Consider the following 12165-nt stretch of genomic DNA (forward strand, 5'->3'; position numbering starts at 1 on the left):
TCTGGTGAAAGCCTGGAAGAGGGCCCGGCCCCGACCCGGCGGCCGGCCCGGATCGGCCGGACGTCACCTGATCGGCCCACATCCCCACAGCAGGACCAACACCGTTCGCGAATTTCTGCCTGATCGAGGTGGTTCCCGTGGATCTCAGGATGTCGGTTGAAGACAGGGAAGCATTCCTTGCCGGCCTGCATGTGGGAATCCTGGGGCTGGATGATCCGCGCTACGGGGGTGGGCCGTTGCTGGTGCCTCTCTGGTATTCCTACCGGCCAGGTGGGCTGGTGGCGATCGAGACCGGGCGGAAGACGCTGAAGGCCCGGCTCATCCGCAACGCAGGGCGGTTCAGCCTCTGCGTGCAGGACGAGTCGGCTCCGTACCGCTATGTGAGCGTGGAAGGGCCGGTGGTGGCCCTGGAGGATCCGCTGCCCCCGGCCGAGCGCGAGGCGCTGGCCCACCGGTACCTGGACGCGGACGCCGCGACGGCGTACCTGGCGGCCAACCAGGAGCAACTGGCCGACGACATCCTCATCCGCATGCGCCCCCAGAGGTGGAGGACAGCCGACTTCTCCGCCTTCGCCGCGGAGTTCGACACCTAGTCCTCCGTGCGGCGGGTGGTTCACGTGCAGCACCGACAGGACATCCCGATGGTCACTGACACGGTGACGCTTCCGATGGCGCCGGCGTGGAACGCGGGGACGGTGTGGTACCCCCGCGACCGTTGTCTGCATGAGCTGTTCGACGCCCAGGCCACGCTGCGCCCGCGGGCGAACGCCTCCGTACAGCACGGCCGCAGCATGAGCTACGGCGAGCTGAAGGACCGCTCCGACGCGCTGGCCGCCCGGCTCCTCGGCTCCGGGGTGCGGCGCGGTGACGGGGTCGGCGTGTGCGGGGGCCGGTCGCCGGAAGCGCTGGTCGCCTTTCTGGGCATCCTCAAGACCGGTGCGGCGTACGTCCCGCTCGACGACGCCTCCCCGCCCGGGCGGCTACAGGCGATGGCGGAGGACGCCGGAGTCCACACCGTGGTGACGCTGCCCGGCAGTCTCTGCCGCATCCGGCGGGTGCGTACCCGTATCGCCCTGGACGGGTCGGCGCCGGCCGCGCCGGTCGCGCTCCCGGGGACCGGGGTACTGCCTGGGGACTGCGCCTACGTGATGTTCACCTCCGGCTCGACCGGCAGGCCCAAACCCGTGGCGGTCCCGCACTGCGGCGTGGTCCGTCTGGCCGCCTCCGATCTGGTGTGGCAGCGGCCGCGGCCGGGTGAGCGGGTGCTGCATGCCTACGGCCTCTCCTCGGACGCCTCCACGATAGAGATCTGGTCCTCGCTGCTCGCCGGTGCCTGCGTGGTGATCGCCGATCAGGAGGAGCTGCTGTCACCGGCCGCCCTGGAGTCCCGGCTGCTGTCCGAGCGGGTCAGCATCGCCTACCTGACCACTGGAGTGTTCCACCACATCGGGCGCACCAGGCCGTCGGCGCTGCGGTCCCTGCGGTTCGCCTCGGCCGGCGGCGAGGCGATGGACCCGGAGCTGGCCCGCGCGATACTCGCCGCCTGCCCGGACACCACCGTGGTCAACTTCTACGGTCCGACCGAGAACAGCGTGGTCTCCACCGCGCACCTGGTGGAAGGTCTGCCTCCCGAGGCGACGGCGGTGCCGATCGGCCGGCCGCTGGAGAACTCCACCTGCTACGTGGTGCGGGCGGACGGCTCGCTCGCGGACGCCGGTGAGGAGGGCGAACTCCTCGTCGGCGGGGACGGGCTCGCACTGGGGTATCTCGGCGACCCCGAGCTGACCGCGGAGCGCTTCGTCGAGAACCGCTTCGAGCCCGGTACGCGGCTCTACCGCACCGGCGACCGGGTGGTCCGGCGCGTGGACGGCGTGCTGGAGTACCGGGCGCGGGTGGACCGGCAGATCAAACTGCGCGGGCACCGCATCGAACCGGACGAGATAGAGGCGCGGCTGCGGGCGGACGACGCGGTCGGCGAGGCCGTCGTCGAACTGGAAGGCGACAGCCTGATCGGGTACGTGACACCGGCCCGGCCCGGCCCGGCGCTGCCGCTGGACCGCATCCGCGGCGGTCTCACGGCCTGGCTGCCCGCGCCCGCGGTGCCCGCACGGCTGGTGGAGGTAGGGCGGTTCCCGGTGACCGCGGGGGGCAAGGTCGACCGCCGCCAGCTGCGCCTGCAGGCGGCCACGGACACCGCCCCGGCGCGCGGGCAGCGCACCGGCCCGGGTTCGCAGGAGTCGCCGGCGCAGGTGTGGCAGGTCGTGCTGGGCGTACGCCCGGCGCCCGGTGACAGCTTCTTCGACATCGGAGGCGACTCCCTGCTCGCGGCCGAGGTCGTCACCCGCACACTGGCCGCCTTCCACCTCGACCCCCGGCACGGCCGCACCCTGGTCCACAGTCTGCTGCGCTCCCCCATCCTGGAGGACTTCACCGCCGCCGTCGCCGCCCTCACCTCCGTCGAGGACCGGCGGGCTCAGGCGGCCCCCGACGCCGGCGCCATGGACTTCCGCGCCGAGTCGCGGCTGGGCTTCGTCCTGCCGCCGCCGCGCGGTCCGGAACCGGACTGGCGGCACCCCCGGGAGGTGCTGCTGACCGGCGCCTCCGGATTCCTCGGCGCCTTCCTGCTGTACCGCCTGCTGCGTCGCACCGGCGCCCGGGTGCACTGCCCGGTGCGCAGCCGCGACGCCGCGCACGCCCGGCAGAAGGTGATGCGGAACCTGGCCCGCTTCGGCCTCGCCACCAGGGAGGCCGCCGACCGTGTCGTGTGCTTCCCCGCGGACCTCGCCGAGCCCGGCATCGGTCTGGAACCGGGCCGCGCCGAGGAGCTGGCCGACGCCCTCGACCTGGTGATCCACGCCGCCGCACAGGTCAACTTCCTCTACCCGTACGAGGCGTTGCGCCGCACCAACGTGGAGGGCACCAGGCAGCTCGTGCGCCTGGCGGCCGAACGTGCCGTGCCCGTGCACTTCTTCTCCACCATCGCGGTGCTGGCCGGCTTCGGCACCGCCGGCGTACGGCACGTGGACGAGGACCTGCCGCTCGACCACGCCGACCAGCTCACCATGGGCTACGCCGAGAGCAAGTGGGTGGCCGAGGAGGTGCTGCGCGACGCCGCGGGGCAGGGCCTGCCGGTGGCGGTCCACCGGCCGTACGAGATCACCGGCGACCGGCGCACCGGCGCGTGCAACACCGACACCGCGATCTGCTCGCTGTTCAAAACGATCACCGAGACCGGGCTGGCCCCCGACATCCCGCTGCCGCTGGACTTCGTCCCGGTGGACTTCCTGACCGAGGCGGTGGTGCACATCGCCACCGCGCACCGCGCCACCCACCGGACCTACCACATGACCAACCCCCGCCCGGCGAGCCTGCGCGACATGCTCGACCGGATGGACGCGGGCGGGCACCGGATCCGGCGGCTCCCCTACGAGGAGTGGGTGGACGACCTCGTCCGCCATGTCGCGCAGCACCCCACGAGCCCCACCGCCCCGTTCGTCTCCCTGTGCGTGGACCGCTGCAAGCAGGCGGACATGTCCGTCAAGGAGATGTACTTCGAGGGCACCTTCCCGGCCGTCGGGCGGGACCACGTCGAGCGTGACCTGGCCGGCACCGGGCTGCGCTGCCCGCCCGTCGACGCGGCACTGCTGGACCGCTACCTGGAGTACTTCTACGCCACCGGCTACATCGAGCGCCCGTAGTCGAGCGCCCGTAGTCAACGCCACCTCAGCGGAGGAGCGAGCATGACCCCACAGCCACCCGGCGCGCGGGCACCCGGCCCCGAGGCGGACGTCCTGGACTTCCCGCTCCCGCCGCCGGGCACCATGGGGCCGCCTGAGTCGTGCGCGCGGCTGCGCGAGGGCCGCCCCGTGGCCAGGGTCGGGCTGCTGATGGACGCGACCGCCTGGTACGTCACCCGGTACGAGGACGTCCGGACGCTGCTCGCCGACCCCCGGCTGATCAGGCCGACCATCAACGACTGGCCGCCCCGGCCCGGCCCGGCCGCGGACGACGAGCCGCGCCTGGTCACCATGGCGGAACTGGACGGCCCCCGGCACCTGGCGCTGCGCAGGTCCGTGGCCTCGGCGTTCAGCTCCGGAGCCGTCCGAGACCGGCTGCCGCGCGTCCGCGGACTCGCCGAGCGGCTGCTGGAGGAGTTCGCGGAAAGCGGTCCTCCCGGCGACCTGGTGGCCGGGTTCACCGAGCCGTTCCCGCTGCTCGTGCTGTGCGACCTGGTGGGCATCCCCTCCCGGGACCAAGACTGGTTCCTGCCGGTCCTGGATGCGGCCCTCGACGGCATGGTGACCGTCGAGGAGGGACGCAGGGTCACCGACCTGCTGCGCGCGTACGTCGCCGAACTGATCGCGCGGAAGCGGAGCCGGCCCGGAGACGACGTCCTGAGCCTGCTGGTCCGCCAGTGCGAGGACGGGACACTGACCGGCGAGGAGGTGACGGCCTTCGGGCTGTCCATGCTCACGGTCGGCTTCGGCATCAGCGGCTTCTTCCTGGCCGACTCGGTGCACACCCTGCTGCACCGGCCGGACGAGTGGGCCCGCCTGCGCGACCACCGCGAGCTCATGCCCGGCGCGGTGGAGGAACTCCTGCGGTACATGCCGGTGATGAACGGCACCGTGCTGCTGCTGGCCACCGAGGACATCAAGGTGGGCGGGCAGACCATCCGCGAGGGCGACGCCGTCATCCCCGTGCTGGCCTCCGCCAACCGCGACGGAAGCGTGTTCGCCGACGCCGCCCGGCTCGACCTGTGCCGCGCGGACAACCCCCACCTCGCCTTCGGCCGGGGAACCCACAACTGCGTCGGCGCGCACCTGGCTCGCGCCGAACTGACCGTCGGGCTGGAGGCATTGCTCGACCGCTTCCCACAACTGCGTCCGGCCGAGGGGCAGGAACCCCTCTGGGACGACCAGTCCGTCACCAAGTCACCACTGACCCTCCCGGTCAGTTGGTGAGCCGACCCGCAGGCACCAGGGGAGGTACACCCGTGAACACAACGCCGGAACCTGTCGTCGACATGCCCGACGTGCCCGTCATCGAACTGCCGCTCCCGCCGCCGGGCACCATGGGCCCGCCCGAGGAGTACCGCCGGCTGCGCCAGGAGTGCCCCCTGGCCAGGGTCAGGCTGCCGTTCGGCGCCACCGCCTGGTACGCCACCCGCTACGAAGACGTCAAGGAACTGATCGCCGACGCCCGGCTCATCAGGCCGAGCATCACCGACTGGCCGCCCCGCCCCGGCCATGTCCCCGGTGACGAACCGGGCCTGGTCACGATGATGGAACTGGAGGGCCCCCGGCACGCCGCTCTGCGCAGGGCCCTGAGCGAGCCGTTCAGCGTGCGGTCCGTGCGGAGCCGGCTGCCGCGCATCCGGCGGTCGGCCGACCGGCTGCTCGATCCGTTCGTCGGCAGCGACCAGCCCGGCGACCTGGTCGTCCGGTTCCTCGAGCCCTTCCCCGTCATGGTGATGTGCGATCTCGTCGGCATCCCCTACGAGGACAGCGACTACTTCCTGCCCAGGGCGGACGCCGCGCTCGGGGCCATCCTCACGCTGGAGGAGGGCCGCGAGGCCACCTCCCAACTGCGCGAGTACATCACTTCACTGCTCGACCGGAAGCGGCGCGAGCCCGGCGACGACATGCTCACCCGGCTCGTCGACGAGTGCGAGCGCGGCGCTCTGGACCACGAGAGCGCGGTGAGCTTCGGGCTGTCCATGCTGGTCGCCGGCTACCGCACGAGCACCATGTTCCTGGCCGACGCCGTGCTGACCCTGCTGGCCCTGCCCGGCGCGTACGCACGCCTGCGCGACCAGCGCGACCTCATGCCGGGCGCGGTGGAGGAACTCCTGCGCTATGTACCGGTGCTGAACGGCGTCGTCGTCCTCCAGGCCGTCGAGGACATCGAGCTGCACGACCGGACCATCCGCGCCGACGACGCCGTGCTGCCCGTGCTCGCCGCGGCCAACCGCGACGAGCACGTGTTCACCGACGCCGACCGGCTCGACCTGTGCCGCGCGGACAACCCGCACCTCACCTTCGGCCGCGGAGCGCACAACTGCATCGGCTCCCACCTGGCACGGGCCCAGATGGCCGTGTGCCTGGAGGCACTGTTCGACCGCCTCCCGAACCTGCGCCTGGCCGAAGACCACCACCCCATCTGGGAGGACGAGTCACCGAGCAAGTCACCGCTCACCCTCCCCGTCAGGTGGTGACCGGCTCCTTGCCGCAGCCGCCCACTGCACGTCCGGCGGACCGTAGGCACCCCCCGCACGCAGGCTGGTCAGCACGAACGACGGCCTGACCAAGCCCTGGGCGCCGAGCTGGGCCGGCCAGGCCGCATCGGAAACGTCGGTCTTGCGGCGGGCAGGTTCTTGACCTGCCTCGCATTGACCAGGATCACGTAGGTTTCCGAAGGGGCCACGCCTGGATTTCTGGTGTGGCGGCTGTCGATGAAGTGGCGGGTCGCCGTCGACCGCGCGGTGGCCCCGCCGGGTCTCACGCACGCGCAGTACTCACTGGTGGCGTCGCTGTACGGCATGCAGCGCTCCGGCGAGCAGCCCAGCCAGCGGCGGCCGGCCGACCACACCGGACTCGACGCCCTGTACGTCTCCAAGCTGGCCCGCAGCCTGGAGTCCGCCGGCCTTCTCGAGCGCACCAAGGACCCGCGCGATCCGCGCGCCGTGCAGCTCGCACTCACCGAGGAGGGCCGCGAGCTCACCCGACGGGCGATCGAGGCCGTGCACGGGCTCCTCCAGCAGCTCCTGGCGCCGCTCGGCGGACTGGACAGCGCGCGGACGCGGGAGTTCATGCGAGACCTCACGACCCTGCTCGACGCACCACTCGATCCGTTCGGCACGACGGACAGCGAGACGGAGCAGTCACGACCACCACCGCACCCGTCGTCGACCCCCGCGTCATCGCCCTGGCCCACTACGCGTCACACGCGGTCCTGGAGCGCGTGCTGGCGTCGTACGGCCTCACCTTCCAGCAGAACGTCACCCTGCGGCTCGCCGCCGTCGCGGACGGACCGGTGGAGCGCGCGCAACTCGTCGCCGGAGTCGTCTCCGCCCTCAAGGCCGACCCCGCCGACGTCGAGAGCACCGTCGGGGAACTGATCACGGCGGGCCTGCTGGTGTCTCACGAGCCGTCCGGCCTGGGCATCACGGACGCCGGGCGCGAGTTGTACGCCAGGGTCGCCACCGCGACCGCGCCGGTCACCGCCCGTATCTACGCGGGCATCTCCGAGCAGGACCGGGCCGTCATGGGCCGCGTGCCGGCCCTCGTCACGGAGCGCGCCGACGCCGAACTGGCGGCCCTGGAAGCCCGACAGGTAGTGGAATATTCAACCAACGGGTTCCGTTGTTCGCGTCGAAGGAGGTCACGAGTGGACATGACGTACTACGACCACGGAACCGCGGCGGAGCGCTGGGAGCGCGCGCAGCAGTTCTTCGACGCCAAGGACTACGCGGGCGCGGCGCGCGTGCTGGTCGGGCTGGTCGAGGAGGTGCCGGAGCAGACCGGACCCCGGCTGCTGCTGGCGCGGGCCTATTACCACTCCGCCCAACTGCTTCGCGCCGAGGCAGAGTTGCGCGTCATCGTCGAGCGCGACCCGGTGGAGCACTACGCCCGGCTGATGCTGGGCCGCACGCTGCAGCGTCAGGCCCGGCACGAGGAGGCGGAGTCGCATCTGAAGATCGCCTCCGCGCTCGCGGGCGAGTTCCAGGACGCCTGAGCGGCGACAGCCCAGGGGCCCGGTTCCGGGAGGAACCGGGCCCCTCGTCATGCGGCCGTGCCGGTCGGCGGCAGGGCGACGACGCAACCGGTTGTCCTCCGGCGGTGCCGTGCCGGAACACGCTGCGGCACACGGTTCTTCGAGGCCGTGGGCGGCGGCATGGCATGCTGACGCGATGGCATCCCCCAGTGATCGCACGCCCCTTGCCGCACGCGTCGAGGAACTCCTCGCCGGTGACGGCCCGTTGACCATCATCGCGGCCGGCGACCCGGTACTGCGGCGCGGCACCGAGCCGTACGACGGTCAGTTGGAGCCGGCGCTGCTGGCCCGGTTCGTCGAGGCGATGCGCCGCACCATGCACGAGGCACCGGGAGTGGGGCTTGCCGCGCCGCAGGTCGGAGTGGCGCTGCGGATCGCGGTGATCGAGGACCCGGCGCCGGTGCCGGACGAGGTGCGGGAGGCCCGCGGCCGGGTGCCGCAGCCGTTCCGGGTGCTGGTCAATCCGTCGTACGAACCGGTCGGCGGCGGCCGGGCCGCGTTCTTCGAGGGCTGTCTGAGCGTGCCGGGCTGGCAGGCCGTGGTGGCCCGGCACGCCCAGGTGCGGCTGCGCTGCCAGGACGAGCAGGGCCGCGCGGTGGACGAGGTGTTCTCCGGCTGGCCCGCGCGCATCGTCCAGCACGAGACGGACCACCTCGACGGGATGCTCTATCTGGACCGCGCCGAGTTGCGCTCGCTGTCGTCGAACGCGGCCATGGCGGAGTTCTGGACCCAGCCGACCCCCGAACAGGCCGCGACGGCACTGGACTTCGAGCTGCCGTAGCCGCCGAGGCCGTCGAGTTGTCGTAGCCCTGGAGCCCGGGCCGCCGGTGCGGTTCCGCGCGCGCTCCTGTGCCGCGCGCGGGGAACCGCACCGGCCGGATCACTGGTCCCGGTAGGCCTCGAGGAGCCGCAGCCACACCTCACTGACCGTCGGGTAGGACGGAACCGCGTGCCACAGTCGGCTGATCGGGACCTGTCCGGCGACGGCGACGGTCGCGGAGTGGATCAGCTCGCCGACGCCCGGGCCGACGAAGGTGACCCCGCGCAGGATCTCCTGCTCCAGGTCGACGACCATACGGGCGCGCCCCTTGTAGCCGTCGGCGTAGAGTCCGGCGCCGGCCACGGAGGAGAACTCGACGTCGACGCCCCGCACCCGGTGTCCGGCCTGTTCCGCCTCGGCCAGGGAGAGGCCGACGGCGGCGGCCTCCGGGTCGGTGAAGACGACCTGGGGGACGGCGTGGTGGTCGGCGGTCGCCGCGTGCGCGCCCCACGGGTCCGTCTCCAGGAGCGGGACGCCGGAGGCACGGGCGGCGATGGCGTTGCCCGCGATGCGCGCCTGGTACTTGCCCTGGTGGGTGAGCAGGGCACGGTGGTTGACGTCGCCGGTGGCGTACAGCCACTCGATGCCGGTGACCCGCAGGCTGTCGTCGACCGGCAGCCAGGAGCCCGGTTCCAGGCCGACGGTCTCGAGGCCGATGTCGTCGGTGCGAGGGGCGCGGCCGGTGGCGAACAGGATCTCGTCGGCCTCGAGGCGGTCGCCCGCGTCGGTGACGGCCACGACGGTGCCGTTCTCACGGGTCACCGACTCCACGGAGGTACCGGTGCGTACGTCGGCGCCCGCCTCGGTGAGCGACTCGGCGACCAGTTCACCGGCGAAGGGTTCCATGCGGGACAGCAGTCCCTTGCCGCGGACCAGGACGGTGACCTGGGAGCCGAGGGCCTGCCAGGCGGTGGCCATCTCGGTGGCGACCACACCGCCGCCCACCACGATCAGCCGGCCGGGGACGGTCTGGGAGCTGGTGGCCTCCCGGCTGGTCCAGGGCTTGACGTCGGCGAGCCCGGGCAGCCCCGGCAGTTGCGCGCGGCTGCCGGTGGCGACGACGACCGCGTGCCGGGCGGTGAGGGTCGTGACGTCGCCGTCGGGGCCGGTCACGGTGACCTGGCGGGGTCCGGCGAGGCGGCCGTGGCCGCGGTACAGGTCGGCGCCGATGCCGTCCAGCCACTGGACCTGGCCGTCGTCGTGCCAGTCCGAGGTGAAGTAGTTCCTGCGTGCGAGCACCGCGGCGGCGTCGAGGGGGCCCTGCACGGCCTGGCGCAGGCCCGGCAGGCGGCGTGCGTCGGCCTGGGCGATGACCGGGCGCAGCAGCGCCTTGCTGGGCATGCACGCCCAGTAGGAGCACTCACCGCCGACCAGTTCGCTCTCCACGACCGCGGTGGCGAGGCCGGCCGCACGGGTGCGGTCGGCGACGTTCTCCCCCACGGGCCCCGCCCCCAGCACCACGACGTCGTACGCGATGGTTTCCGTTTCCGTCATGGCATCAGTCTGGTGGGTGGTGTGCCCGGTGGCCACACGGGTACGTGCGCGGAATACGTACCCGGGCGGCCGTGTTGTGCCCACGGCTTCGCTCCCACATCAGGAAGAGGGAATCACCCATGAGCAGCACCGTGGAGCTCACCAAGGAGAACTTCGACCAGACGGTCACGGAGAACGAGTTCGTCCTGATCGACTTCTGGGCGTCCTGGTGCGGGCCGTGCCGTATGTTCGCCCCGGTCTACGAGAAGGCCGCGCAGGACAACCCGGACCTGGTGTTCGGCAAGGTGGACACCGAGGCACAGCCCGAACTGGCGGCCGCCTTCGGTATCCAGTCGATCCCGACGCTGATGATCGTCCGGGACCAGGTCGCCGTGTTCGCCCAGCCGGGCGCCCTGCCCGAGGCCGCCCTCACGGACGTCATCGGGCAGGCCCGGAAGCTGGACATGGACGAGGTCCGCAAGGCGGTCGCGGCCCAGCAGGCACAGGCCGAGGGCGAGTAACCCCGGCGGCCGGCCCCGCAGATGCGGCTGGTCACGCGGAAGGGGTACCTCTCAGAAGGGGTACGGCGCCACGTCCGGGCGCACCGTCGTCCAGCGCACATCGGTGAAGGCCTCCACATTGGCCTCACCGCCGAAGCGGGCGCCGGTGCCGGACGCGGCGACCCCGCCGAAGGGCGCCACGGCCTCGTCGTTCACCGTCTGGTCGTTGATGTGCACGATGCCGGTCGGGATGCGTTCGGCCAGGTCGAGGCCCCGGGCAGCGTCCCGGGTGACGATGCCCAGGGAGAGTCCGTAGGGGCTGTCGGCGGCGAGCGCGGCGGCCTCGTCGGCGGTGGTGAAGGAACGCACGGGTGCGACCGGCCCGAACGCCTCCTCCGCGTAGGCGGGGGTGTCGTCGTCGACGCCGGCGAGAACTGTCGGCCGGTAGAACAACCGGTCGTGGGTGCCGCCGGCGGCCAGCTTGGCGCCGGCGGCGGTGCTCGCCCCGACCAGCTCGTGCACCTTGGCCAGCTGACCCTCGTCGATGACCGGACCGAGGTGCACCTGGCCGCGGTGCGGGTCGCCGACGGCGAGCGAGTCGGCCTTGGCGGCGAGCCGCTCGACGTACTCCCCGTAGAGGGAGGCGTGCACCAGGTGCCGCCCCGTCGTCATGCAGATCTGGCCCTGGTGGAAGAACGAGCCCCAGGCTGCCGTGGAGATCACCGCGTCGAGGTCCGCGTCCGCCAGCACGATCATGGCCGAGTTGCCGCCGAGTTCGAGGTGCGCCCGCTTGAGATGACGTCCGGCCAGCTCGCCGACGGCGCGGCCCGCGGCGGTGGACCCGGTGAAGGAGATGACGGGCACCTGCGGGTCCGTGACCAGTGCCTGTCCCACCTCGGCACCGCCCGGCAGCACATGCAGCAAGCCCTCCGGCAGGCCCGCCTCGGCGAACACGGCGGCCAGGGACAGCCCGCCGCATACCGCGGTGCGCGGGTCCGGCTTCAGGACGACCGCGTTGCCCAGCGCCAGGGCCGGGGCGACCGAGCGGATGGACAGGATCAGCGGTGCGTTGAACGGCGAGATCACGCCCACGACGCCCACGGGCGCCCGGCGGGTGTACGACAGCCGGGGCGCCTCGCTCGGCAGGACCTGGCCCGCCGGGCGGGAGGCGAGGGCCGCGGCCTCGTAGCATTCCTGGGCGGCGACGTGCAGTTCGAAGTCCGCCTTGCCCGGAACCGAGCCGGACTCGCGGACGATCCACTCGCGCAGTTCGCCTGCCTGCGCGGCGAACAGATCACCGGCCCTGCGCAGCACGGCGGCCCGGGCGAAGTGCGGGGCGAGGGCCCACGCGCGCTGGGCGGCTCGGGCGTCCCGCGCGGCGCTGTGGACGTCCTCGGGCGCGGCGAGCGTGACCGTGCCGAGCGCCTCGCCGGTGGCGGGCTCGATGACGGTGTACTCGGGGCCCGACAGGGCACGGGACTGCCAGGTCTTCGGGTCGAGCAGCGGCATGACGGCTCTCCGATCGATCACCGGGGCTGCACGGCTCACGGCAACTGCGAGCCGTTGATCGAGCGTGCAACATCCTAGGCGCGCAGG

At 72.5% G+C, this 12165-nt stretch carries 9 protein-coding genes and 1 pseudogene; 8 read left to right on the forward strand and 2 right to left on the reverse strand.

All coding sequences use genetic code 11. The features are described from left to right. Positions 1–278: 278 nt before the first annotated feature. From IEZ19_RS02665 to IEZ19_RS02700, 7 genes and pseudogenes are all read left to right on the forward strand, one after another. Complete coding sequence (locus IEZ19_RS02665) at positions 279–593, forward strand: pyridoxamine 5'-phosphate oxidase family protein (RefSeq protein ID WP_444545183.1); 315 nt, start codon at positions 279–281, stop codon at positions 591–593. 48 nt (positions 594–641) lie between these two features. Next, positions 642–3698 (forward strand): amino acid adenylation domain-containing SDR family oxidoreductase, encoded by a 3057-nt coding sequence (locus IEZ19_RS02670; RefSeq protein ID WP_189309303.1) that lies wholly within the window; start codon positions 642–644, stop codon positions 3696–3698. Positions 3699–3740: 42 nt separating this feature from the next. Next, positions 3741–4964, forward strand: a complete 1224-nt coding sequence (locus IEZ19_RS02675) for a cytochrome P450 (protein ID WP_189309304.1) — start codon at positions 3741–3743, stop codon at positions 4962–4964. Positions 4965–4996: 32 nt separating this feature from the next. Then, positions 4997–6217 (forward strand): cytochrome P450, encoded by a 1221-nt coding sequence (locus IEZ19_RS02680; RefSeq protein WP_229839862.1) that lies wholly within the window; start codon positions 4997–4999, stop codon positions 6215–6217. 237 nt (positions 6218–6454) lie between these two features. Then, positions 6455–6886 (forward strand): annotated as a pseudogene (locus IEZ19_RS02685) (MarR family winged helix-turn-helix transcriptional regulator); the annotation flags it as partial. A gap of 503 nt (positions 6887–7389) precedes the next feature. Further along, positions 7390–7737 (forward strand): tetratricopeptide repeat protein, encoded by a 348-nt coding sequence (locus tag IEZ19_RS02695; RefSeq protein ID WP_189309491.1) that lies wholly within the window; start codon positions 7390–7392, stop codon positions 7735–7737. A 175-nt stretch (positions 7738–7912) separates the two neighbouring features. Beyond that, on the forward strand, positions 7913–8557 hold the full coding sequence (locus IEZ19_RS02700; RefSeq protein WP_189309305.1) for a peptide deformylase: 645 nt from the start codon (positions 7913–7915) through the stop codon (positions 8555–8557). 99 nt (positions 8558–8656) lie between these two features. Here IEZ19_RS02700 and IEZ19_RS02705 read toward each other — a convergent pair whose 3' ends face one another. After that, on the reverse strand, positions 8657–10090 hold the full coding sequence (locus IEZ19_RS02705) for a dihydrolipoyl dehydrogenase family protein (RefSeq protein WP_189309306.1): 1434 nt from the start codon (positions 10088–10090) through the stop codon (positions 8657–8659). 119 nt (positions 10091–10209) lie between these two features. Between IEZ19_RS02705 and trxA the strand changes: the two genes are divergently transcribed. Further along, positions 10210–10590 (forward strand): thioredoxin, encoded by a 381-nt coding sequence (gene trxA / locus IEZ19_RS02710; RefSeq protein WP_189309307.1) that lies wholly within the window; start codon positions 10210–10212, stop codon positions 10588–10590. Positions 10591–10641: 51 nt separating this feature from the next. Here the strand turns inward: trxA and IEZ19_RS02715 are convergent, their stop codons facing one another. Further along, on the reverse strand, positions 10642–12078 hold the full coding sequence (locus tag IEZ19_RS02715) for an aldehyde dehydrogenase family protein (protein WP_189309308.1): 1437 nt from the start codon (positions 12076–12078) through the stop codon (positions 10642–10644). Between the last annotated feature and the right edge of the window lie 87 nt (positions 12079–12165).

The organism is Streptomyces brasiliensis, assembly GCF_014647875.1.
Taxonomy (GTDB): Bacteria; Actinomycetota; Actinomycetes; order Streptomycetales; family Streptomycetaceae; genus Streptomyces; species Streptomyces brasiliensis.

What these genes read in the sequence shown, in the direction of transcription:
- IEZ19_RS02670 (WP_189309303.1), top strand. Translation starts at nt 642, where the DNA reads ATGGTCACTGACACGGTGACGCTTCCGATGGCGCCGGCGTGGAACGCG.
- IEZ19_RS02675 (WP_189309304.1), top strand. Translation starts at nt 3,741, where the DNA reads ATGACCCCACAGCCACCCGGCGCGCGGGCACCCGGCCCCGAGGCGGAC.
- IEZ19_RS02700 (WP_189309305.1), top strand. Translation starts at nt 7,913, where the DNA reads ATGGCATCCCCCAGTGATCGCACGCCCCTTGCCGCACGCGTCGAGGAA.
- IEZ19_RS02705 (WP_189309306.1), bottom strand. Translation starts at nt 10,090, where the DNA reads ATGACGGAAACGGAAACCATCGCGTACGACGTCGTGGTGCTGGGGGCG.
- trxA (WP_189309307.1), top strand. Translation starts at nt 10,210, where the DNA reads ATGAGCAGCACCGTGGAGCTCACCAAGGAGAACTTCGACCAGACGGTC.
- IEZ19_RS02715 (WP_189309308.1), bottom strand. Translation starts at nt 12,078, where the DNA reads ATGCCGCTGCTCGACCCGAAGACCTGGCAGTCCCGTGCCCTGTCGGGC.